This is a genomic window from Parapedobacter lycopersici, assembly GCF_040395035.1.
GTDB lineage: Bacteria > Bacteroidota > Bacteroidia > Sphingobacteriales > Sphingobacteriaceae > Parapedobacter > Parapedobacter lycopersici_A.
On record NZ_JBEBRB010000043.1, the window covers coordinates 1 to 22,871 of the forward strand.

Below are 22,871 nucleotides of genomic sequence, written 5' to 3' on the forward strand. Positions count from 1 at the left end.
ATTGGTGTTTGCTGGATGATGCTGGAAAAAAGGTTTATTTCAATACCGAGGGCTATAATCCCTTTTTTGTGGACAGTACCTATATTGTGAATTCCCTGAAAAAGGGATTGCCGCAAGACATGCCCTTTGATCGGATCACCGATGTCAACTATTACGGTGCGGGGGTGCATAACGAAGAAAAGGCAAATATCGTGGAAGATGCGCTTAAGCAGGTATTCAGCCAATCCAAGGTCTTTGTAAGCCACGACCTGCTGGCGGCGGCCCGGGCACTCCTGGCTAATAAGGCTGGCTTTGCGGCCATTTTAGGCACCGGCACCAATACCTGTCTGTATGACGGGGAAGATATTATCCACAAGATCGATTCCGCGGCCTATATCCTCGGCGATGAGGGCAGCGGCTGTTATATTGGCAAAAAGCTGCTGACCGATTACATCCGCGGCTTAATGCCCGAAACCGTGCGGGAGGTTTTCTGGGATACGTTTAAGTTAACGCCTGACGACGTAATGGATGCCGTTTATACGAAACCGCTGGCTAACCGTTTCTGCGCAAGCTTCAGCAAATTCGTTTACGAGGTGACCGTTGACATGGCTTACTCCCGCGGCATCGTGGAAGGCGCATTTGACGACTTTTTCCGAAACCTGGTTACGAAATACCCAAATTATCAGGATTACTCATTCAATTGCATCGGGTCGGTCGGATACAATTTCCGGAACGTCCTCGAAGAAAAGGTACACCAGTACAACATGCAACTGGGCCGGATTATCCGCTCTCCGATAGACGACCTGGTCCAATTCCACATTAGCCGGCTATCGGAATAACGCTGCCGGTAACCCGACAGTGTTAAAGCGCCACTGCCTCGCCGATACCCGGCAGGTGCAGCTGGAGGCCGGCATCTGCAAACTGCTGTATGGCCGCTGCGGTGTCGATGGCAATGGGCGGGAATGTGTTATAATGTATGCCGATGATCTTTTTACAGCCAATAAATTTTGCCGCTGTAATCGCGTCTGTTACGTCCATCGTAAAGTGTCCGCCAATGGGCAAAAAGGCCCAGTCGATTCCCATGGGTTCCAGTAGCTTCATTTCGAGCGTTAAGGCGGTATCTCCGGCAAAGTAAATTTTCCTGCCGCCGCTGGAAAGCACATAGCCTGCGGGAACACCACCGTATTGGCCGTCCGGCGTACCATTGGTATGAAGGGCATAGACCATTTTAACACTTCCGAAATCAGTCTGTACCGTGCCCCCGAAATTGAATTGGATAATGTGTGACTCGGGGATATCCTGCCGGCTCACCCACATGGCAGTTTCCACCACGGCCATGACAGTTGCCTGGCTGCTTTTCTGTATCGCCGCCACATCGGCCACATGGTCTTCATGCGCATGGCTCAACAGGATATAGTCAGGCTGCAGCCCATGGATGTCAACTCCACTGGCCTGGGGGTTGGGGGTAATAAACGGATCGAATAGCACCCTGCTGTCGCCCAATTCAAGCATGACACTGGAGTGCCCGTAATAAATAGCTTTCATTTTGTGTATGTATTAATCTTCAACAATCGGCAAACCTTCGGCAGCCGGCGTAGCCCGAGGGTAAAGACCAGGTATCCCAATCGCATTCCCGGACTTTTATTCCGGGCGCGGCAGGCAGGCTACTGGCCGAACATTCCACCAAACCCGCCGAGCATATCCTTGGTAGCGGCCTGCATTTCAGCCTGGCTCACATTATCAGCCTGGCGCATCGCCTGGTTAACTGCCACAGCAAGTAATTCTTCCAGTTCCTCTTTATCGGCTCCGTCAAAATAGGCGGTGTCTATTGTAATTTGGGTGACTTCCTTATTGGCCGTCGCGGTCACCTTAATGCGCCCCCCTTCGGCCTCGCCGACCACGGTAATCTGGTCAAGCCGTTTTTTTATCTCTTCTGCCTTTTGACGGGCTTCAAATAGTTTATCGAACATAACTCAAGTATTTTTTCGCTGTAACCCGCGGGAATCCTGTTTATTCAATGAACGGATTCCGGCATTTTTTGTTTGTTCTCCGGTACCCGTTCGCCCCCGCACCCGGAGGTAAATTACGCTGGCGTGCGGGATGCCCAGTGTGCTCGCCGGCGTTACATCCAGCAGGTGCTGTAGATACACCTCTACAATTCCCGTAAGTACCTTTTCCCGGGATTCCTTAAATTCCGGCATCACAAAAAAATCGCCGAGATGCAGTTTACCCTGTGCATCCACCACCGCCGAGAATGTATAGTAAAAATCCTTATAGGCTTTATTGATTTCGATATCGTATTCGGGATAAAGGTACCCGTATGCTAATGAACGGCCCATCTGTTCAACGGTATCCACCTCCTGCCGGCTGATTTCCAGTATTGGACTGTTACTGACCAGCCGGGCAAAATGTTTGGATGCAAACGCGCTATCCGGATTTCCGGGATTCCGGTTGGCCTTAGCGATCTGGGTTTGCACAAACAGGGTATCCTGGCGCCGGGGTTTACGCAGTTCCGACACGGTCGTTTTCAGTTTTTCCCGGATATAGGCATCCGAGTAAAACCGCATATACACATTGGACCTTATTTTATCAACGGTCAGGTGGCGCAGGCTCAGTCGCTGGAGCATGATGCTGTCGGGGTGCAGGTCGACCACCTTCCAGCTCTCCCGCGCAAAATGGAAGAAGGAATCATGGTCGTGGGTAATTGCAAAATTGAAAGATGAATCACTGCCGGGCACGTAGATCTGTACCGAATCTTTATGGGTGAACTTCACGTGCCATTCCGGTTCCTGTACAAAACCAATGGTATCATAAGCCAGGCCCGAATCAAAGGCGCGCCTGACCTCATAAAAATTAATTCCTACGATCGTACCTAGATCCGGTTTCCGCGGATCGGCCTCTTCCCCGCCTCCGCCGGCGTTGCTGCAGCCCACCAGGCACGCGCAGCAGACAGACCAGCATGCGATATTAAAAACCCAGTAAATAAACCATTTTTTCACCTGCATAAGCCGGCAACCTCTCTTAGCTGTTATCTCATGTGTATGGAAGTTTTCCCTATTCCCCCGGCTCCCATTACTGCAGCACAAAACTAAAATAATCAGCCGGATAAAGAAAACTTCCCGTAACCGAATAAATAAAACGGGAATTTACCGGTATTATTTTTACAGTCACTGTTTCCCTGACGTGATTGGCGGTGCATTTGCTCGATGACACATGTCCTTATACCCCCGGCATTATTTGTTTGTATAAGCGGCAAACGATTTTTATATTTGCACCCCGATAAAGTCGCAGCTTCGGCTGTTTTTATGTTTCGGGATGTAGCGTAGCCAGGTATCGCGCCAGCATGGGGTGCTGGAGGTCGTGGGTTCGAATCCCGCCATCCCGACAGTGTTTTAAATCGCAATAAACTTAACAATGAGTTTATTGCGATTTTTTTGTTTGTAATAGGTAGCCCTTCCACCACGCTGAATACAACCAAATAACGATATTTGTATAATTAGCACTACCTTATTGCAATTGGATTTTAAACATGCTAATTATGTCAAAAGCGATCATTACCGTCAGCGGCAGTACAGGCAATATTGGCCATGAGCTGATAAATCTGTTATCAGCCGCAAAAAGCTCCGTGCGGGCTGTTTTAAGAAATTTCGATCGCGCGCGACCGCTTCCCGGTGTCACGTGGTTGCAGGCCGATGTGAGCGACGGGCGTGTACTGGACGCAGTGCTGGCTGGAACTGACCGTCTATTTATATTAACGGATAATGGACCAGGCTTTGGCCGGACGCAGATCGCGATGATCCACGCTGCGGAAAGACTTGGCATAAAACACGTGGTCAAACTATCCGCGCTCGGCGCCTCCCCCCACACGCAGTCGCCCCTGGCGCACGAACATTGGTTGGCGGAGCAGGCACTGGAAAAATCCGGCATGTCGTGGACCATATTGCGGCCCCATGTATTTATGCAGAACTGGCTTGGAGAAGTAGCTGACACGGTCAGGTCAGCAGGCGCGATTTATGCGGCGATTGGAGCAGGCAAGGTACCCTTTATCGACGCCCGCGATATTGCGGCCGTTGCGGCCGAGGCATTGCTGCATCCGGAAAAACACGCGGGCCAAAAATATGTACTTACGGGCGACGTTGCGGTAGGGTATGAATCACTTGCCCAGGCAATTTCAAAAGCAACAGGCAGGGAAGTCGTGTATCAATCGCTGTCTATGGAGGAGATGCGCGACCGTATGGAGAAGCAGGGGATCAATACCGAGATGATCGACTCGTACCTTGCACTGGCAGCTTATCAAAAAGCCGGAGGTCCCACGGAGCGTGTTTCAACAAGCGTAAACGAAATATTGGGCCGTCCGGCCCGGACTATTGAAGATTTTGCGAAGGATTATCGGGAGCGCTTTTGAGCCTTGGACTCCGTTCTTAAGCCGTCTGCCGCTTCAGCTTCTTCTGCACGATCTGATGAATATTAAACATCAATACGATGCTTAACGCCATTGCCGCTATGGTAGCCCAACCCAGGGTCTCAAAGTTCTCGAATCCACCCATGTCATTTTGAATCAGCATCATACCACCTAAATACGTAGCCACACCCCCGGACAGTTGCTGAATGGAAGAATTAATGTTCATAAATGCGCCCCGCTCCTCTTTTGCAGGAATTGCCGTCAATAATGCAGATGACGTGATTATTCTTGAGGAGACAAAAACAGCCAGTATGGTATTAATCAGGATCACATAGCCCAAGGAGGCTGTTTCCAGCTGCGTAAATAAATAGATCATTACACTGGCCAGTGTACTGCCAAGGGCAAATAAATTGAATTTTCCGTACTTATCGCTCATCCAACCAAAAATGGGTGAAAAAACCAGTGTCGCTAAGCCCGTCACAAAAAATATAAGGGTCAGGTCTATTTCATCTATTCCGATATTATTTACCAGAAAGGGACTGGCAAAAGGCATGATCAGGAACCCGCCTGTTGCCAGGAAGAATGTGGTAGCAAAAGCGGCTAAATAATTCCGGTTCGTTAAGATGCTGGAGAACCTTTTCAGGACACCGGGGTTATCTCCGTTATTCAGGTGATTGTTAACAGGCCGTATGTATTTCAGGATAATGAGTAACGCAATAATGGCAATACCCACGATAATGTAAAAAGGAACATGCCAGCCTACGGTACTTGCAAAATACAGACCGATCGGGATGCCAAGCACCTGGCTGCCCGCAAATGCCATCTGCACAAAACTCATCACCCTGCCCCTTACCTCAAATGCAAAAACATCCGTAATGATGGCAAACGAAATAGCAGATAAAACACCTCCAAAAAACCCGGCCACAATTCTCGCTACGATAAGGAAATGATAGCCCGGGGCTATTCCGCAAAGAAATGTCCCTACAATAAATCCGACTAAAATAACAATCAGCATCTTTTTGCGGTCAAACTTATCGGCTATCCCGCTTAATAAAATACCGGAAATACCCGCGCTGAATGCATAGGAAGAAACCAATATGCTGAACTCCCTCGATGAAATCTGTAACTCCCGCATCAGCTGGGCCCCCAGAGGCGCCATCACTGCAAAATCCAGGACAATACAAAATTGCAGGATGGTAAGCATGGTGATCAAAAGTGCTTCATAAGCAGTAAATACGGTTTTCTTTATCATGATTCGTACTAAAGGGACGGCAAAAATACGCCTAAAAAACAAGATTAGTGTGGGTTTTAAGTCAATAGGCAGCCTATAAACCGGCTCTGTCAGCAAAAGGCCACAACGACCATGCGTATGGAACAATGGATGCTGTTTTTACTGCCCGGGGGCACTCGTTTTACCCGAAAAAAGCGACAGGGGAAGGATCAGATTTTACCGAGTGCAAAAGCAAGCGCATTCAGGTCCTGTTTCATGAGGTTGATGTTCGACTCCAGCTGGTCGTACATATCCGCCCGGTTATTTAGTTCTTCACTTGAATATACGCCGCCTTCCCCGAAATACAATTCGACAAGGGAGTCATCGGCATCCGTTTCAATCTGGCCGAGTGAAGTCCATTTTTCGATAATCTGCTGACGCAGGGATTTTTGGTCGGCGCTTTCGGGGTCGTGATAATTCAAGTAGTACCAAATTGCCGGGGGGAAAATGGTAGAGACCTCCGTACCGTACCATACGTCTTTCAGGGCATTCCGCTGATGCTGGAAGGTGACTGATTCTTTGTTAAAGAGCATCATCAGGCCCAGGCTGGCCTCGCCTACCCCTGATGTGACGCCCACGATATTACTCGTTCGGTCATCCGGAATGACACCTCCTGTCAATATGGCGCCGAGCGCCCCGACGACGATGGCGCCTTTCGTCAATTTTGACTCCCGTTCATCCTGTATACCGGAGAGGTAATTAGCAACCTGACTGGTGCGTTCCTCCTCGCAATCCATCTCCGAGGATACCGCCGAAATTTCGATGGACATGGTATTGACGCGGTTGTCCATTTCCTGTTTGATCTCCAGGATTTCAAGCCGGTTGGCAACCGTATGATTGTCTTTCCGGGATTTCAATTCCGCATAGCGCTCCATCAGCTGCAGAATACCTATTGCATTCGCAATATTCAATGTGTTATGACTAAATCGCCCGGAAAGCGCACCGGAGATTTCCTGTTCATGCAGCGGTACTGGAAGTTCGTCCTTGGTGTAATCGTATACATTTCGCTGATTGCAGTTGCTTCGGTAGAGCGATTCGCGGATGCTTGCATCCTTAACCGTCCTGCAGGATACGCATATGCCCATCCCGAGGAGAAATAGCCAAAATCCTGATTTGCTGAACATACTAATACCTCAATAGCTAATCCGTTACTTTTTCCAATTTTGCCAGCAGCGATTTTAAGCGTGCATTCCGCAACTCATTTTCGAGATTAAGTTCTGAAAGATAAAACGCATGTTTTTGCAGATCGATAAACCGCTTATCCAGTTCCTCCGGATGGAGCCGGCGCAGGCGATCAGCCAGTTCGCCGGGTGTGGCACCACCAAGGTCGGGCAGGTTCAGCTGGTATTCTACCGCCATACACTCAAGGTAAAATGTCCGGATGTCACTCATCAGCAGGTAATGTGCAAACTCATCCTGGTTTTTTGACGGCTTCAGCTGCCTGAACAGGTTTGACGCGAGCATGGCGCTATCCCGTAACGCCGACACCGTCATTCCGGGGTGACTTACACGTCCCTGTGTAACTTCGTAGGGCGTCATAGTCAATGCCCGCCAAAAGACATCCGCCGCGGCGTCATCAAATCCATAAGTCTCCCGGGTATAGGTATGGACAAATTTATTAATATCCAACGCATCTGCAGACCGGAGGCTTTCAAAATAAGCCGCCACCAACAAATTGAATCCGGTAAGCGGATAGACACGCCGGATGGCGGGCAGGTCGATGATATCCGAAGACGATTCAAAGACCGGAGAGTATATACCCGAGGTAGACCAGGAGGTCATTACGATGCCCTTGTATCCCAGCTCCCTTGCCTGGGGGACAAACGACTGAATATTTAAGAAGTGCTTATTCCAATCGGCCAGAAAATAATTGTCGGGGTGACTGCGGATCGACGGCGCTCCCCAGACTTCATAGCCGCTTTCAACGAGCTGCCGGTGGTCGCCGAACCGGTCTAATGGCCAGCCGTAATTCCAGTCCACAAACACCGTTTCCTTCGGCAGGTCGCGGAAGGCATCGGGATATTTCAGTGCAATGTCGGCCCAGACAATGGGGCGCTTACCCAGGGAAACCACCAGTTCACACAGCATTTTCAGGTAGTCACCATACAGTCGCCCCCGGCCTACCCTGGCAATTTTCTCCTGTGATTCCTTCGAATGCCCCAACAGGTAGGTTTCATCCCCGCCAATGTGGATATAATCAGATGTATGGGTTTCGATCAGGTCGCGGTAGAGATCGGTGAACAGGGCTTTACACAAATCCTCTTTCAGTGGATTTACCTGTGAAAAGTCCTTCTGGTCTTCCCGGAGATCGCGGTATCGGTAATGCCGGAGGATGTACTCCACGTGCCCAAAGCTCTGTTGCAGCGGTATCACGTCAATCCCCAATGAGTCGCAATAAGCGACAAACGATTTTACCTCCTCGCGGCTGTACGCATACCTGTTGGAGATCACCTGATGCTGCTGGTAGGGATAGGAGGCTTCCCATTCCATAATCAGCGTATTGATTCCGTTTTCGCTGAGCTGATGTGCAAACGCCCGTAACGCCGGCATTTTCATGACCTGCACGCGGAGGTCGAGGTGAAAGCCCCGCACCTGAAAGCCGGCCCCCATTTGTTCTGCACCGCTCACGTGGCCAGCCAACGAAACAGTGAGGGCAAGGCAAAGTATCAGGGGCAATAACCCTTTATATAGTGCGTCGCGGTGCATTAACTTATTCATCCTTTATCTGGTTTACCCGGTGGAATTGCACAGGCAATATAGGTAAAGTTAGGCAAATCAGGCGTGCTTTGAAAAAAATAGAACTACCCTAATTATCGGTAGTTTTTTTTACCTAAAGATCGGTATTGACGCTTAAAGAGACTGCCGATACCTTTGTGTACTAAGGAATTGATTTCCTTTCAAAGGCAAATTAAATAATAAGAAAATGAAGACGAAAAAAATCGCACCCTGGTTAGTTGTTTGTTTGATAGCCGTTGCTGGCTGTGGCAAGGATGACACCACCCCCGATGACGGCACCCCCCTGTTTAAACCCGCCGATTTTGAGATTGTCAACATCGATCCGACACAGGATGATTATTATGGTGGGGATGTTTATGTCGGATATGACGTGAAGAACGTTTCCGGACGTGACTATGAGGGAAGCACAACTGTTTTTTTTGATATCCGGTGGACCGTAAAGACTACCGACGGCACACTTTATCATACGCTGCGCGGGATGCCCGATGATCTACTGAAAGATGCCGTGAGTTCAGAATCGGTTATTATTGATCTTTCTCCCGGCAAAACAGCTGATCTCTCTTCGTTAACCTATGAAGTCATCGTAGATGAATAATCCCGGCTGAACCACTGTCGGCAACGTTCTTATTTTTTCCGGACAGGGATCCACACTTCGCAATAAGCGTAACCTGCTACCTGTTGGTCCATTTTCGTAAACGAAAAAACGGGCGCATCAACCAGTTCGTAATCGGCTGCGGGAAGCCATTCGGAATACACCTTTGCCATGGTCTGCTGCAAGGTAGCGGGGAAGACACCTTCATTTGGAAATACTGCCCAGGAGCAGGCTTCCACCGGTATTTTTTCCAATCCGTTGCCAATATGATTTTCGGTCGTTAATACGCCTATCAAGTGGGTTAGCCCCCCCTCTTCTTTTTGGAAGCGCATATCCGCATCGTAAGAAACATTGACAATTTCATGCGGGGGTATATTTTGAAGGGCATGCATTGCGTCCTTTTGTTCGGCTGTTATGCCTTTGGCAAGTTGGACTATCTCATTATTAATTCCCTCGAATTGCATCGGCACGCGTTTACTTACGCCGACGAAATTAAATGCGGGTTTGTCTTCAATCCGAAATTCCATGGTGTTTCCTCCTTTGACTGTAATGATAAATGAAAGCTTGGGAAATGATTTATTTACGTTGTTTTTGATTACTTCGGAGGGTAGCATACCGCTCCATTTTTTAAATGCCCGGGCAAAACCTTCAATGGACTCATAACCATATTTAAAGGCAATGTCTGTTACCTTCTCCCCATTTAACAAATCCTGATACGCCTCCGACAGCTTTCTGTACTTAATGTATTCACTCAGTGTTAGCCCGGAAAGGTAGAAAAACACCTTTCTGAAATGATAGTCGGATACGCCGGCATGTTCCGCAATTAGTTCAAGGGACAGGTTTTCATCGGTTAAATGATCTTCGATATAATCGATCACCTGATTTAGTTCCTTTAGCATTAATTTCTCTTTTAGTTACACAAAACTACGACTGCTTTTTTTCCGATACTCGACTTTTACATACAAATAATATCGGATTACCCCATCCGTGGTAACGGTATGTAATTATGAAGGCGCTGCGGCCAAAACCACGGAAGAAAATAAATGGGTGTACGGCTGGAAAAGACCGATTATCCAGTTCGTTCCGGATATCGTTAATCTTTACAGAAAATTACGGCCTGCTATTTTCAAAACTGCCGACGATTTGTATTTTTGTACACTTTTTAAAATTTCGGGATGTAGCGCAGCCCGGTAGCGCGCTTCGTTCGGGACGAAGAGGCCGCAGGTTCGAATCCTGTCATCCCGACTCTTCAAGCCAGCTGTTGCTGGCTTTTTTATTGGCTAATCCGCGGGATGGGTGACCATATTAAACCGTTTCTGTCATTCAGTAACTTGGTTTAAATAACAGGCAGATATTTTATATCTTTAACAACCAATTTGATAAAATGCTCAAGCAGTTACTAACACTAAACATCCTATTGCTTACCTATTTCAGCAGCTTCTGCCAAAAAATTGATTTTGTAAACGGCGATGGAGCGTTATCCATCGGTACCTCTTCGAATAGAACGGCATGGATTACCTTGACGGACATTGACCATGATGGGGATCTTGATGCATTGGTCGCTAACGGAAGACATTGGGCTGAGCAAAGCTATATCTATTTTAATGATGGTACAGGTAATTTTAAATCAGGACAGCCATTGGGGAGCCTGCTTCAGGCATCATACTGTATAAAGGCAGCTGATTTAAACGGTGACGGCTATTTGGATATCGTCTTAGCAAACGATAAGATTCCGAACATGATTTATTTCGGTGATACCACGATGTCCTTTGAAAAGCAGCAAAAGTTTGGACAGGCATCTCCATCACGCCACGTTGAAATAGCCGACCTAAACAATGACGGGCACCCCGATTTGATTATATCCAACAGGAAAACACAAAATGAAATATGGCTCAATGATGGAAACGGGATATATCGTGAGTGTGTTTACTTTGGAGATCAAGGCGCCGAAACCATACAGGCGGTCGCTGTCGACCTTAACGGGGACGGGTATCCTGATGTGGTCACTGCGGAGCGGGGAGGCAAAAATAAAATCTTCATAAACAACGGCCATGGGGAGTTTGCAAAAATTATCGGCTTTGGCAATGAAGAAATAGATTGCCGCTCCATTACCATAGCCGACATCAACACCGATGGGTTTCCAGATGTGATAGCTGGTTATCTAGGCGCACCTAACCGAATTTATTACGGAGACAAAAACTTAACATATGCCAATTTTGATGAATTTGGAGACTCAGCAACCACCAACTCAATCGCGGCGGGTGATTTCAATCGGGATGGCATATTGGATATTGTGGAAGGGAATGTGGAAGCCGTCAATCGTGTGTTTATCGGAAATGGAGATGGTACATTCACTATGCAGCACCTGCGGGAAGACCTAAAAGACGACACCTATCATGTGGAAGCCGGGGATTTGAACAACGACGGGTTATTAGATATTGTTGAAGCCAATTCGGATGCGTGGAACCTCTATTATTACACGATTCGCCAAAAATAACGGGCGCGATATGGCACATTCCCGGATTTTCCTGACAATAAACTTAAAACCTGCGGAAATACACTAATCTGCAGGCATTGATTGTCTTCTCATTGGCAGCGATGGGTTGAAACAACAAGAAAGTTGCCCGCCGGATTATCGCTGCCGACGCTGATAAACTTTACTGTCGGCTTCCACGGACAGGCCCGACTGTATGGCTACGGCTTTGTATTCATAACGTTGACCGGGTTGCAATTCGGAACTGGTTACACTGAAATTACCCGATTTATCAACCGTTGCTTCTGCTGTCTTTTTCCATGGGCTTACATAAAGAGTTTCAACCTGACCGGCAAACGGGCGGACATAAAAATAGGCTTTCTGCACCTTGCCGTCGTAATCATGGATTACACCGTGTAGCGTGACACCGGCTTGTGCAGGTTCACTGCCTAATGTTTCCACTTTGACTGCCCGGGCAATAGTCGGTTCGATATGCTCCAGCTTGATCACTACGGGATTCGGCCAGCGATGATCGTCGTAAATACGCTGCGCCTTAACGACGGAGACCTCCAATCCTTCTGCCGTTTGTGTGTAGCGGCAGCTAATATCGTCGTCGCGGTATTCGATGATCCGGCTGTTTTGCCCAAGCACGCTTACGCGGGTGTTTGGCGTTGCTTTAACGGACTGCAGTGTGAACGATTTCCGTGTACCTTCACGCCAATCCTGCGCATTTGTTACAATTGCATAGAGTGTATTCCGGTTATCCTTTGATGTGAACCATATATCCTGTTCATGGCTGACCACCCAGCTGCGCACGCTGTCCATGCTTTCGTGATTGATAAAATCCCAGGCGGCCATTTCACGGAGCCGGTTTTCCTGTTCGATGGGCAGTTCACCATTGGGTTTGGGTCCTACGTTAAGCAGCAGAGATCCCCCTTTGGCGCGTGCTTCAATGAGCAATTGCAGCAGCTGGCCGCCCGATTTATAACGCTCGTTCGTAGGCTGGTACTGCCAGGCGGTACCCATGGTAATGCACGACAGCCACGGCTCATCGATTTGGGCACCGGGGAGTACCTGCTCAGGTGTTTTCATCGCACCCCGCGTGATGAGGATATCCGGCTGCAGTCGCCAGCTGGTTTCTTTGACCACCGCTTTGGGGTCGCCATCGATAAATAAAACATCTATTTTTCCATAATTGGTCATCAGCTCCTCACACTGCTGCCGCGTATAATCGTCATAGGCCTTAGCCAATTCGGGCGACAGCGGCTGAACGGGGCGGTCGATCGGGATATTATGCTGCTTTAAAAACCAGAAGTCTTCCGGTGAAAAATAAAATCCCACACCCAGACCCGCTGCACGGGTGGCGTCTACATATTCCCGGAGGATATCTTTTTGGTACCGGGTATTGGTAATCTTAAATTCGGTTGTCTTCGTATCCCACATGCAAAATCCGGAATGATGTTTCGTGGTAAACACGATATATTTCATCCCCGCGAGTTTGGCCAATGTCACCAGCTCTTCGGGATCGAAACGATAGGGGTTAAACGTTTTGTACAGCTCATTAAAATAGCGGTCTTCAAAGTCTTTTGAGGCACCGACCAGCGCATGGCTGATTACGATCCCGAGTTGGGAATCCATGCTGAAATGGATGAATAATCCCGAGCCCGTGTTCCGGAACCATTCGACACGTTCCGGCTTATTTAGGTTATATTCGCTGGATTCTGCATCGGTTACCACATCATTTTGTGCCAGTGCAATGCCTGACAGTAGAACGAGAAAAAATGAAAAAATACGTGCCATAGTTTTTTGTTGTAGTATCAGAAAATGAAGCATACTCCCGGTAACTGGGTAAGGGCAGTGCCGGCATCAAAGCTACCGGAATTGCCGAAAAAATCAAATAACTTGTTTATCAATCCGATGCCGGCAGCAACGGTATGGCACCGTATTGGCAGAATATCCGTACATTTATTTGCACAATGACAACTATTCAATGAAACTGCCTGCATTCAACCAGCTGCTGGAAAATACCACTAGGGTATTTAAACGGTTTCCGATGGTCACCATCGCCGCACTTGGGGCAACCGTGCTGGCATATTTGCTCATGGGTGAATACGTGACGGATAAGGGAATGGAAAATAGGCTCTGGACCCTGCTTGTCAGCTGCAATCTCCTATTTACATCAGGGCTCTCTGTTGATTTGTTAGCCGAATCACAGGGATACAGCAACATGCGTAAATGGGTATTACGGGTTGTGGTGCTGGCCTGCTGTGGTGCATTATATGCCGTACTGGATCCAGGCTATTACGAAACCGATATCATCCGCTTTGGGTTATTGATTTTTGCGTGCCACCAGCTGGTGGCTTTTGCTCCTTTTTTTGTACAATATGACGACTTTCGGTTCTGGACGTTCAACAAAACACTGTTTCTGCGTTTTTTTACTGCCCTGCTTTACTCGGCAACCTTATACGCGGGCATCGCATTGGCGATTTATGGCATACAGGAGCTGTTTAATCTTTCGATTCCTTCCAACCTTTATCAACAGCTTTTTGTCCTTATTATTATTGGTTTCAACACCCTTTTTTTTCTTGCCGGCATACCGCAGGCACAGCAACAGGCGGCCCATGAGCAGGACTACCCGAAAGGGCTCAGGATATTCGCGCAATATGTTTTAATTCCATTGATGACCGTCTACCTGGCCATCCTGTTTATTTATGAGCTTAATATACTCGTGAGCTGGCAGCTGCCGAAAGGCGTGGTAGCCAGTTTAATTTTAGGTTATGCTGTTTTTGGCACGCTGGCACTCCTCCTGGTCTGGCCGCTTAAAGACCGTGAAAAAAGCCGCTGGGTACAACTGTTTACGCGTTTTTTTTACATCACGCTCATCCCGCTTATCCTGCTCCTGGCACTGGCTATCTATAAACGCGTGGCAAATTACGGGGTAACCGAGGAACGCTACATTCTCATTGCGCTCGGGATATGGCTAACCGGCATTACCACCTATTTTCTCGTGTCGGAATACCCAAAAATCCGCATGATTCCCCTGAGCTTATGCGTGATCGCACTACTTGGAACATTCGGGCCACAGAGCGCGAGCAGCATTGCCGAGCGTTCGCAGCAATACCGGTTGACAAAGCGGTATGCAGCAGCGGATACTGCAGACGCCGTGGAACGCACGGCAATTATCAACTACCTTGTACGTGCACATGGCCTCGATGCACTGCAGCCGTTTACCGACACCGATATGGCCGCGGTGGACGCCCAGCTACGGGAAACAGTAAATGAACACCGATACACCCTACAGACCCATAAAACCGATACCGCGTTTGCCTTGCTGGGAATCACTCCTGAATGGGGAACACTGCAAGGCGCTTACTATTACTTCAGCCATGCTGTTCCCGGGGTGGTATCCGTGTCGGATTTTGATTACAGCTACCGCATCACTTCGTATCAACCCGGTGAAACCACCGTGCGCCTGCAGCAGCTGATTATGGACGTGCATATCATAGACGAAACAAGAAAAATCCGGGCAACGGTGGGCGGCGACAGTGTGTTATTTGATCTGGGAGCGCTTGCCGATAGCCTTTATCAGCAAGTGAAAGCGGGGGCATTAATGCCGGATACCGCAGCGAGTGGCGACCGGAACTTCATATGCCCGCCGGAGCTGCTGCAAATCCAGGCCACCTCAGCCCGGTTCCGCTGGCGGTTGGTACTGGATCAGCTTAATGGTGATCTTTCCCCGATGAGTGGAAATGAACCACGCCGGTTAAACTACGAAGGTCAACTGCTGATCGGACACAAAACACGTTAGCTGTGCTTATCCCCAATATGCCTGAAAAAGGCGTCCCGGTAAGTGTCCCCGACAGGGATAATTTTATCGCCCATAAAGATACGCCCGCGCTCAATACTTCCAATTTTATCCAGGGCAACGATATAGGAACGGTGGACGCGGATAAAGCGGTTGGCCGGCAGGATTTCTTCCATTTTTTTCATGTTCTGTAATGTGACAATCCGCTCATCCGCCGTATAAATGGAAATGTAGTCTTTCAGGCCCTCGATATACAGGATATCATCCAAATCTACCCGCTGTATTTTATGCTCCGTTTTAACAAAAATAAAGTCTACTGCATCACTGTGCTGAACTGGCGGTACCTGGGTTTCCGGCGCCTTTACTATCCGGCTGTTATGTAATGCCTTTTGTACTGACCGGTAAAACCGGTCAAATGCGATGGGTTTCAATAGGTAATCCAGTACGTTCAACTCGTACCCGTCCAATGCATATTGCGGATACGCGGTTGTCAGGATAACATCACATCGACCATTGATGATCTTAAGCAGCTGGATACCCGTCAGCTCCGGCATCTGCACGTCCAGAAATACGAGATCAACTTCGCCGTTCTGTATCAGCGGCAACGCTTCAATCGCGTTGGTGGTACTCGCAACCAGCGACAGCTCGGGTATCTTGGCCACGTAGTCGGCAATGATATCCAGCGCGAGCGGCTCGTCGTCAATGGCAATGCATCTGATCATGGTTCCTTTTTTTGTCCTATAAATATAGGAATAGTTCACTACTATAGTAATCTTCTGATTCGACGATATGAATCGTGTGCCGGTCGGGATAACCCAGTTGCAGCCTACGTTTCAGATTATGAAGCCCCACGCCGCGCGTTTGATCTTTGTTCAAGTGATTTTTGGCGTTCCCGGCTTTAAAATGCAGCCGTCCATCGGCCACTCTGATCCCGATACGTATCGGCTTCTCCGCATCCGTGGATACCCCGTGCTTAAATGCATTTTCCAAAAAGGAAATCAACAGCAGGGGCATGATACGGTGATTCTCGGCGTCATCAACATCGACTTCCAGTGCAACATATATTTTCTCCTTAAACCGGAGTTTCTGTAATTCAATGTAATTATACAGGTAATTGATTTCCGCTGCCAGGAGAACGGTATCCTCGTTGCTTTCATACAGCATGTACCGCATAATTTCGGACAGCTTTAAAATTGCTTCGGGTGCTTTATCGGATTTCTGGTACGCAAGCGAGTAAATGTTATTTAATGAATTAAAAAGAAAATGCGGGTTAATCTGTGATTTCAAAAAGGCCAGTTCGGCATTGAGTTTTTCATTTTCCAGGTTTTTACGGTGCTGGCGCTGCACGAAATTATCGATAATTACATATACCGCGGTACTTAACATCATAAAGAATAGGCTGGTGATTGCCGCCGCGACGATGTACTGCACGGGGGTAAAGACTTTGTCATGATTATCACCATACCGGAGAATGAATGATTCGTATTGCAGGGCAAGTGCATATTTAATAGCGACCGAGACGATCAGCGCCGCCGCCATGTAGGCGATTGTCCGTCCGTATTTGCTGTCCGCTACAAAAAGCGGATTAACCAAAAAATACTGGAAATAAAAGACGGCGATATTCAAGGCACCGAACAGGAACACAATAACTGCCGTTTCCTTATTTTGTCCTCTTGCATTCACAAAGAACAAAACGAGCATCAGGAAAAACCAGATCAAGATATGAGTTAGGGCGGCCTTGTTCGTGCGCATATACTGCAAATATATCACTCAGCCGCAATATCCCCTAGGTCAATAGACAAACGGGCTGCAGGTGTCGGCCAACCGGATATTCGGGCGGACGAATGGAAAGCAACGGATTAGTCTACAAAATCTGCCTATTGGTCTAAAAGATTTTACATCAGAAACCAGTATCCGTTTCTTTGTCATGTTTATTTGGAAAACGTGACGGCATACCTTTAATTTGCATATGATATGAAAAAGTTTATTGGCAATGTATCTCCCTTTTTGCTGGTTACCCTTCCTTTTTTTGCTGCTTTATTGATTATGGCGGGAATTGCAGGAAGCGAACTTATCGAACAACGCATCCAACTGAATGCTTCTTTTATTTCGTTACCCGAAATAAATGTATTCCGTGTGTTGTTCTGGTAAGCACCCGATGGGGCTTTTTCGCTTAACTTCATTACCTTTGCGTCCATGCAAAAGGCACGCTTATCCCTGCATAGCATACTGGAAGCACTGACGCTTGATCAAGCATGTATTTCGCTGCTTGAAGAAACAGCGAAATACGACCAGCTAATGGATGCAACAACACCTGAAGAAGTTTATACCGCGATCCGGACCGTCGGAAAGGTACTCGAAGCCGGGGACGCAGCTGATCACCTGGCTGAAGGCCTGGAGGAACGGATCAACATCATCCGCCATAAACTGAAGTTTATTCCCAGAGAACAACGGCCGACCGTGCTTTGCCTACAGGAGATCTCACCCGTGATGCTGGCCCAGGGAGCATACCTCGATGGCCTGATCGATATCGCCGGCGGGGTCAGTTACACCAACTGGGATCAGGATCATTTTAATCCGGACATTGTTGTTTTGATCAACAATCGGCCAGTACCGGATTTATTAAACGAGCTGCCGACGGCATTGGCTACGCGCTATTGGGCCGATACAAATGCCGTAAAGCAAAATAATATTTACCTGGTGCATCACAGCCAGTACCTGCGACAACCGGGTGCAGGGATTGCCGATGATGCCGAGATTTTAGCCGAGATTATCAACCCCCTGTATTTCATTTTTGGCCGAGATGCGGACGTCTGGATGCCGTTCCGATTGAATTAAACTAAACCGTTCCGTTGTCGAGCAGGTATTGCTTGAATCCATCAAAATCGACACCCAACGAGGTAATCGCTTTCTTTCCGCCTTCCAATGCTTTTACCTGTTGGGGAATAACAATCTGCCCGGCCACTTCAGGAGCAAATACTTCCGGGAATTTGCACGGATGGGCTGTGGATAGGAAGACAGTAGCATATGACCCGGGATGCTGTTCGCGATAGGCTGTTGCGGCCAGCCACGCGATGGCAGTGTGCGGGCAGGCAACATAGCCATATTGTTCAAACAATGTCTGGATCGCCTGTTGCGTCTCGGCATCGGTATAGGTATAGGTGGTAACCTGTTGCCGTACCTGTTCAATGTCTCCGCCAAACAGGTCCATAATACGTACCCAGTTGCTTGGATTGCCAACATCCATGGCATTGGCCAATGTCTGCACAGAAGGGCGCGGCTCATAGCTACCACTCCGAAGAAACCGCGGCACGGTATCATTCACGTTCGTTGCGGCAATAAACTGCCGTACCGGCAGTCCCATCTTATAAGCCAGTACCCCGGCACCGATATTTCCAAAATTCCCACTGGGCACCGAAAACACCACTTCGCTTATACCCTGCGATTTCAGCTGGGCATAGGCGTAAAAGTAATAAAACGTCTGTGGGATCAACCGGGCAATGTTAATGGAATTAGCCGATGTAAGATTAAACCGTTCGTTCAGGTCCTTATCGTTGAAAGCCTCTTTAACCAGTGCCTGGCAGTCGTCAAACGTACCGTCTACTTCCACGGCACGTATATTCTGTCCGTTGGTGGTAAGCTGAAGTTCCTGAACCTGGCTTACCTTGCCTTTGGGATAGAGAATCGTAACCCGCGTACCTGGGACCCCCAGAAATCCCAGGGCGACAGCTCCCCCGGTATCACCCGAGGTGGCTACCAGCACGTCCAGCGTCTGTCCGTCATTGGCGGAGAAATAGGCCATTACACGGCTCATAAAACGGGCACCAAAATCCTTAAATGCCAGCGAGGGGCCATGGAAGAGTTCCAATACGGCAATTTCACTGTTCAGCAGTTTCACCGGGGCATCGAAGTTTATCGCCTCGTCTATGATGCCCTTTAAATCAGCTTCGGGTATGGCATTACCGATTAATTTCCGGGCTACCTCAAAGGCAATTTCAGGTAACGAATATTGTTGCAGGTTTGCAATGAAATGCCCGCTTAGCTGCGGAATTTCCGTCGGCATATATAGGCCTTTATCGGCCGGCAAGCTATTAAATACCGCCTCCTGGAAGGAAACGCGGAGGTCTCGGTTATTGGTACTGTATAATTCCATATTTATTTTACGTATAACAAATTACCCGACTAAAGCTCCCTCGGCCCGTTGGCATTGATTCCGGACACATAGCCGTTGCTCTCAATCCCGTGCTGCGTTAAATGCGATTGAATAACCCGGACAATATCACCGGCTGTTTCCCTGCTTTGCGCGAAGGCAAATACGGATGGGCCTGAACCCGAAATACCAAATCCCAACGCACCGCTATCGAGCGCCAGTCCGCGCATCTCATAGAATTCCGGTATTAAAATCGCCCGCGTAGGTTCGATCAGCACGTCTTGCATGCTACGGCCGATCAAATCATAATCGTTCGTAAACAATCCGGCAACCAGGCCTGCAATATTACCCCACTGTATTACTGCGTCTTTTAATGCCACTTTTGACCGGATCATCTGACGGGCATCACGGGTCGGCACATCCACATGGGGAAATACGACAGCAGCGTGTAATGCCGGCGGTGCGGGAATCGCTACCACATCCAACGGTTCATATCCTTTGATGAGCGTAATGCCTCCCAGCAGGCCCGGTGCCACGTTGTCTGCATGTCCATGGCCGCAGGCAAGCGCTTCGCCCTGAATTGCGAAGGGTAACAGCTCCATACGGGTTAACGGATTACCCAGCAATGCATTGATAGCAAAAAGCCCTGCAACGGTGCTGGCGGCGCTGGATCCCAGGCCACTGCCGATCGGCATGTGTTTGTGTAATTCAATCGTTACGCCTACGTCTTCCCGTCCAATGTACTTCAGCAGCATCTGGACACAGGCGCTAACGGTATTTTTTCCTGTCTCACGGGGTAATCTGCCTTCATCGCCGGTAACCTGGATGAGTTGTACCCCTGGTTGGTCTACCCGACGCATAATGACCTCGTCGCCGGGTTCGTCCAATGCAAATCCAAGCACGTCAAAACCGCAAACGATATTAGCTACCGTAGCGGGGGCAAATACATGCACCAGTTCTTTTTCTCCGGAATCAGTTCCTGCCATCTTTTCTTCGGTTGTATTTATTATTTTAGTCATTGGGTATACGATAACGGTTGTATCACGCCCCTACGTTAACCAGGTCGGCAAATACACCTGCTGCAGTAACCTCAGCACCTGCCCCCGGTCCTTTTACGACTAAGGGTCGCTCCTTATAACGTTCCGTGGTAAATGAAATGATATTGTCGCTTCCCGACAAGGTAAAAAACGGATGGTCTTCTCCCACCATTTCCAGGGCAATGGCGACTTTCCCCTCTTCCATTTTTCCGATATAGCGAAGGACTTTGTTTTCGCGCTGCGCCTGGTCTTTGAGTGCATTAAAATGCGCATCAGCAGCTTTCAATTCCCGGTAAAAATCAGCGACCGAAGCTGCCTGAAGACAGGCTTCCGGCAAAATTCCGCCGAGATCCACATCTGCTGCCTCCAAGGGATAGCCGGCATCCCGCGCCAGGATAAGCATTTTACGCATAAAGTCCGTTCCGCGCAGATCTTCCCTTGGGTCAGGCTCGGTATATCCTTTTTCCTGCGCTGCCTTAACCACATCGTGGAAAGAAGCATCTCCGGTAAAATTATTGAAAATATACGATATGGTGCCCGAAAGAATGGCCTCAATACGTGTAATACGGTCGCCGCTCAACATCAGGTCTTTCTGTACCCGTACGATCGGCAGCCCCGCCCCCACATTGGTTTCGTAAAAGAAATCCACACCATGCCTGCGGGCGGCGTCTTTTAGCTGCTTATATTGGCTATACTTACCGGAGTTGGCAATTTTATTGCAGGTAACAATCGAGATATTAGCATTAAATATTGACTCATAATGCGGTATGGGCAATTCACTGGCTGTATTATCAATAAACACGCAGTTCGGGAGGTTCATGCGTTTCATCCGCTCCACAAAAGCCGGCAGGTCAGCCTGCTCCCCGGATTCCGCGAGCTGTTCTTCCCACGTTTCCAGCGCAATTCCCTCGCTATTGAATAGCATTTTCCGGGAATTGCTGATGCCCACCACTTTAATCTCGATATCGTTGTGATTCAGCAGGAAGTCGTGTTGGGATTGTATTTGCTTAAATAGCGTGGAACCGATATTACCCGTGCCGACATTAAATACGTGGAGCGTTTTGTTGAGCTGGGCGAAGAACGCGTCGTGAACCGCATTCAGCGCCTTGGAAAGATCGGCCTTCGCGATGATTACGGAGATATTGTATTCCGAAGACCCCTGTGCAATCGCCCGTACATTGATACCGTTCCGGCCCAACGCATGGAAAAGCTTGCCTGCCATGCCGGGGGTCTGTTTCATGTTTTCACCCACGATCGCCAATACAGACAACTGATTTTCAATTTCGGGCTCAAGCAACTTGTTGGCCTGCAATTCCAGTTCAAATTCATTTTCGATGAGCCGTTTCGCGCGCAGTGCTTCTCCCGGATGGACAGCAAACGTGATGCTATGTTCCGACGATGACTGGGTAATAAGCACGACATTAATCTGCTCTCTGGCCAGCAACGTAAACAACCTGCCGCTGAATCCCGCCTTGCCAATCATACCCCCACCGCTCAGGTTAATTATGCTGATATCGGAAATCGACGAGATACCCTTTATGGGTAATTCGGTCACACCGCTTTCATGCTGGATTGCTGTCCCCGCAAAATCGGGATTGAATGTATTCCGGATTACTATGGGGATTTTCTTTAAAAATGCCGGAATCATCGTAGGAGGATAAATTACCTTTGCGCCGAAATAGGAAAGTTCCATGGCTTCAGTATACGAAAGCAGCGGCAGGGAAAAAGCCTTCTTTACGATCCGTGGATCGGCGGTAAGCATGCCGTCCACATCCGTCCATATTTCAATGGATTCAGCCGCTAACGCAGCACCGATGATGGCCGCAGTATAGTCACTGCCGCCCCGGCCCAGGGTGGTCACCCTGCCCTTTTCATTGGACGCGATGAAACCAGTGACAAAAAGCAGCCGATCGCTATTTTCGGAAACAAACGACCGGATCCGCTGTTCCGAAAGCGGCTGGTTTACCTGTGCGCTTCCGAAATGGCTATCCGTATAGATTAATTCCGTCGCGTCCACGAAGCAGGCCTCCGGGAAATACTGTTCGGCAATTTTACTGACCAGAAAGGCCGATGATCGTTCTCCGTAACTTAAAATCAGGTCGCGGCTCTGCGGACTGAGTTCGCGGAGACTGAGAATACTTTGCAACAGATCCTCCAGTTCGTTCAAGTACAGTTTCAGCTTGGTAAATACCGGATTTTGGTGTTTTACGGCAATCAATTGCTTTACCACCGCAAAGTGCCGCGCTTCCATTTCGGATAGGCCCGCTGTAAAATCAATACCTTCTGCAGCCTCCTCCGCAAGTTTGGTCAGTAAGTTGGTTATTCCGCCCATGGCAGAAAGCACAACCACCGGCCGCTCATTAGCAGCTTGGGATTTTTTAATAATTTCGAGCACCGCCCTGATACTGTCCACGGAGCCTACGGATG

At 48.6% G+C, this 22,871-nt stretch carries 21 protein-coding genes and 2 tRNA genes; 10 read left to right on the top strand and 13 right to left on the bottom strand.

The annotated features are described in order from the left end of the window. Positions 1-818 (top strand): N-acetylglucosamine kinase (locus ABWO75_RS09410; RefSeq protein WP_353184880.1); only part of this gene is annotated, 818 nt, incomplete at its 5' end. Positions 819-840: 22 nt separating this feature from the next. Here ABWO75_RS09410 and ABWO75_RS09415 read toward each other — a convergent pair. The 3 genes from ABWO75_RS09415 to ABWO75_RS09425 all read right to left on the bottom strand — a co-directional run bounded on the left by ABWO75_RS09415 (position 841) and on the right by ABWO75_RS09425 (position 2,984). Next, positions 841-1,524 carry a metal-dependent hydrolase gene (locus ABWO75_RS09415; protein ID WP_353184882.1) on the bottom strand — a complete coding sequence of 228 codons (684 nt, stop codon included), beginning with the start codon at positions 1,522-1,524 and terminating at the stop codon, positions 841-843. A gap of 119 nt (positions 1,525-1,643) precedes the next feature. Further along, on the bottom strand, positions 1,644-1,949 hold the full coding sequence (locus ABWO75_RS09420; protein ID WP_353184884.1) for a YbaB/EbfC family nucleoid-associated protein: 306 nt from the start codon (positions 1,947-1,949) through the stop codon (positions 1,644-1,646). A gap of 3 nt (positions 1,950-1,952) precedes the next feature. Further along, entirely contained in the window at positions 1,953-2,984 is a 1,032-nt protein-coding gene (locus ABWO75_RS09425; protein WP_353184886.1) for a hypothetical protein, read from the bottom strand. 306 nt (positions 2,985-3,290) lie between these two features. On the opposite strand from ABWO75_RS09425, the gene ABWO75_RS09430 reads away from it, so the two are divergent. Next, positions 3,291-3,364 (top strand) — tRNA-Pro (locus ABWO75_RS09430). Between the two features lie 153 nt (positions 3,365-3,517). After that, on the top strand, positions 3,518-4,384 hold the full coding sequence (locus tag ABWO75_RS09435; RefSeq protein WP_353184888.1) for an NmrA family NAD(P)-binding protein: 867 nt from the start codon (positions 3,518-3,520) through the stop codon (positions 4,382-4,384). A 16-nt stretch (positions 4,385-4,400) separates the two neighbouring features. On the opposite strand, the gene ABWO75_RS09440 is transcribed toward ABWO75_RS09435, so the two are convergent. Further along, on the bottom strand, positions 4,401-5,633 hold the full coding sequence (locus ABWO75_RS09440) for an MFS transporter (RefSeq protein WP_353184890.1): 1,233 nt from the start codon (positions 5,631-5,633) through the stop codon (positions 4,401-4,403). 188 nt (positions 5,634-5,821) lie between these two features. After that, the gene (locus ABWO75_RS09445; protein WP_353184892.1) at positions 5,822-6,562 is read right to left on the bottom strand and encodes a hypothetical protein; all 741 of its coding nucleotides are present in this window, start codon (positions 6,560-6,562) and stop codon (positions 5,822-5,824) included. Positions 6,563-6,568: 6 nt separating this feature from the next. On the opposite strand from ABWO75_RS09445, the gene ABWO75_RS09450 reads away from it, so the two are divergent. Then, positions 6,569-6,751, top strand: coding sequence for a hypothetical protein (locus ABWO75_RS09450; RefSeq protein ID WP_353184894.1), 183 nt, complete (start codon positions 6,569-6,571; stop codon positions 6,749-6,751). A gap of 40 nt (positions 6,752-6,791) precedes the next feature. On the opposite strand, the gene ABWO75_RS09455 is transcribed toward ABWO75_RS09450, so the two are convergent. Then, positions 6,792-8,369, bottom strand: coding sequence for a beta-N-acetylhexosaminidase (locus ABWO75_RS09455; RefSeq protein ID WP_353184896.1), 1,578 nt, complete (start codon positions 8,367-8,369; stop codon positions 6,792-6,794). A 205-nt stretch (positions 8,370-8,574) separates the two neighbouring features. On the opposite strand from ABWO75_RS09455, the gene ABWO75_RS09460 reads away from it, so the two are divergent. Further along, positions 8,575-8,982, top strand: coding sequence for a hypothetical protein (locus tag ABWO75_RS09460; RefSeq protein ID WP_353184898.1), 408 nt, complete (start codon positions 8,575-8,577; stop codon positions 8,980-8,982). Between the two features lie 29 nt (positions 8,983-9,011). On the opposite strand, the gene ABWO75_RS09465 is transcribed toward ABWO75_RS09460, so the two are convergent. Beyond that, positions 9,012-9,878, bottom strand: coding sequence for an AraC family transcriptional regulator (locus tag ABWO75_RS09465; RefSeq protein ID WP_353184900.1), 867 nt, complete (start codon positions 9,876-9,878; stop codon positions 9,012-9,014). A 272-nt stretch (positions 9,879-10,150) separates the two neighbouring features. Between ABWO75_RS09465 and ABWO75_RS09470 the strand changes: the two genes are divergently transcribed. Then, positions 10,151-10,224 (top strand) — tRNA-Pro (locus ABWO75_RS09470). Positions 10,225-10,363: 139 nt separating this feature from the next. Beyond that, a complete protein-coding gene (locus ABWO75_RS09475) occupies positions 10,364-11,476 on the top strand; it encodes an FG-GAP repeat domain-containing protein (RefSeq protein WP_353184902.1) in 1,113 nt (370 codons plus the stop codon). Positions 11,477-11,611: 135 nt separating this feature from the next. Here the strand turns inward: ABWO75_RS09475 and ABWO75_RS09480 are convergent, their stop codons facing one another. Then, positions 11,612-13,252 (bottom strand): alpha-L-fucosidase, encoded by a 1,641-nt coding sequence (locus ABWO75_RS09480; protein ID WP_353184904.1) that lies wholly within the window; start codon positions 13,250-13,252, stop codon positions 11,612-11,614. A 190-nt stretch (positions 13,253-13,442) separates the two neighbouring features. On the opposite strand from ABWO75_RS09480, the gene ABWO75_RS09485 reads away from it, so the two are divergent. Further along, entirely contained in the window at positions 13,443-15,260 is a 1,818-nt protein-coding gene (locus ABWO75_RS09485; protein ID WP_353184906.1) for a DUF4153 domain-containing protein, read from the top strand. Here the strand turns inward: ABWO75_RS09485 and ABWO75_RS09490 are convergent. Then, positions 15,257-15,979: a LytR/AlgR family response regulator transcription factor gene (locus tag ABWO75_RS09490; RefSeq protein WP_353184908.1), complete on the bottom strand. Its 723-nt coding sequence runs from the start codon at positions 15,977-15,979 to the stop codon at positions 15,257-15,259. The two genes, ABWO75_RS09485 and ABWO75_RS09490, sit on opposite strands and share 4 nt — an antisense overlap. A gap of 16 nt (positions 15,980-15,995) precedes the next feature. Then, positions 15,996-17,009, bottom strand: coding sequence for a sensor histidine kinase (locus ABWO75_RS09495; protein WP_353184910.1), 1,014 nt, complete (start codon positions 17,007-17,009; stop codon positions 15,996-15,998). 222 nt (positions 17,010-17,231) lie between these two features. Between ABWO75_RS09495 and ABWO75_RS09500 the strand changes: the two genes are divergently transcribed. After that, positions 17,232-17,408 (top strand): hypothetical protein, encoded by a 177-nt coding sequence (locus ABWO75_RS09500; RefSeq protein ID WP_257658273.1) that lies wholly within the window; start codon positions 17,232-17,234, stop codon positions 17,406-17,408. 45 nt (positions 17,409-17,453) lie between these two features. Then, entirely contained in the window at positions 17,454-18,095 is a 642-nt protein-coding gene (locus tag ABWO75_RS09505; RefSeq protein WP_353184912.1) for an ABC transporter substrate-binding protein, read from the top strand. 1 nt (position 18,096) lies between these two features. Here the strand turns inward: ABWO75_RS09505 and thrC are convergent, their stop codons facing one another. The 3 genes from thrC to thrA all read right to left on the bottom strand — a co-directional run. Next, positions 18,097-19,410, bottom strand: coding sequence for a threonine synthase (gene thrC, locus ABWO75_RS09510; protein WP_353184914.1), 1,314 nt, complete (start codon positions 19,408-19,410; stop codon positions 18,097-18,099). Between the two features lie 29 nt (positions 19,411-19,439). After that, on the bottom strand, positions 19,440-20,393 hold the full coding sequence (locus tag ABWO75_RS09515; protein WP_353184918.1) for a homoserine kinase: 954 nt from the start codon (positions 20,391-20,393) through the stop codon (positions 19,440-19,442). A gap of 55 nt (positions 20,394-20,448) precedes the next feature. After that, positions 20,449-22,871 (bottom strand): bifunctional aspartate kinase/homoserine dehydrogenase I (thrA, locus tag ABWO75_RS09520; RefSeq protein ID WP_353184916.1); only part of this gene is annotated, 2,423 nt, incomplete at its 5' end.

Bases quoted from the DNA above. Each gene is read 5' to 3' on its own strand.
- ABWO75_RS09415 (WP_353184882.1), bottom strand. From the start codon at position 1,524: ATGAAAGCTATTTATTACGGGCACTCCAGTGTCATGCTTGAATTGGGC.
- ABWO75_RS09420 (WP_353184884.1), bottom strand. From the start codon at position 1,949: ATGTTCGATAAACTATTTGAAGCCCGTCAAAAGGCAGAAGAGATAAAA.
- ABWO75_RS09425 (WP_353184886.1), bottom strand. From the start codon at position 2,984: ATGCAGGTGAAAAAATGGTTTATTTACTGGGTTTTTAATATCGCATGC.
- ABWO75_RS09435 (WP_353184888.1), top strand. From the start codon at position 3,518: ATGTCAAAAGCGATCATTACCGTCAGCGGCAGTACAGGCAATATTGGC.
- ABWO75_RS09440 (WP_353184890.1), bottom strand. From the start codon at position 5,633: ATGATAAAGAAAACCGTATTTACTGCTTATGAAGCACTTTTGATCACC.
- ABWO75_RS09450 (WP_353184894.1), top strand. From the start codon at position 6,569: ATGACTAAATCGCCCGGAAAGCGCACCGGAGATTTCCTGTTCATGCAG.
- ABWO75_RS09455 (WP_353184896.1), bottom strand. From the start codon at position 8,369: ATGAATAAGTTAATGCACCGCGACGCACTATATAAAGGGTTATTGCCC.
- ABWO75_RS09460 (WP_353184898.1), top strand. From the start codon at position 8,575: ATGAAGACGAAAAAAATCGCACCCTGGTTAGTTGTTTGTTTGATAGCC.
- ABWO75_RS09465 (WP_353184900.1), bottom strand. From the start codon at position 9,878: ATGCTAAAGGAACTAAATCAGGTGATCGATTATATCGAAGATCATTTA.
- ABWO75_RS09475 (WP_353184902.1), top strand. From the start codon at position 10,364: ATGCTCAAGCAGTTACTAACACTAAACATCCTATTGCTTACCTATTTC.
- ABWO75_RS09480 (WP_353184904.1), bottom strand. From the start codon at position 13,252: ATGGCACGTATTTTTTCATTTTTTCTCGTTCTACTGTCAGGCATTGCA.
- ABWO75_RS09485 (WP_353184906.1), top strand. From the start codon at position 13,443: ATGAAACTGCCTGCATTCAACCAGCTGCTGGAAAATACCACTAGGGTA.
- ABWO75_RS09490 (WP_353184908.1), bottom strand. From the start codon at position 15,979: ATGATCAGATGCATTGCCATTGACGACGAGCCGCTCGCGCTGGATATC.
- ABWO75_RS09495 (WP_353184910.1), bottom strand. From the start codon at position 17,009: ATGCGCACGAACAAGGCCGCCCTAACTCATATCTTGATCTGGTTTTTC.
- ABWO75_RS09500 (WP_257658273.1), top strand. From the start codon at position 17,232: ATGAAAAAGTTTATTGGCAATGTATCTCCCTTTTTGCTGGTTACCCTT.
- ABWO75_RS09505 (WP_353184912.1), top strand. From the start codon at position 17,454: ATGCAAAAGGCACGCTTATCCCTGCATAGCATACTGGAAGCACTGACG.
- thrC (WP_353184914.1), bottom strand. From the start codon at position 19,410: ATGGAATTATACAGTACCAATAACCGAGACCTCCGCGTTTCCTTCCAG.
- ABWO75_RS09515 (WP_353184918.1), bottom strand. From the start codon at position 20,393: ATGGCAGGAACTGATTCCGGAGAAAAAGAACTGGTGCATGTATTTGCC.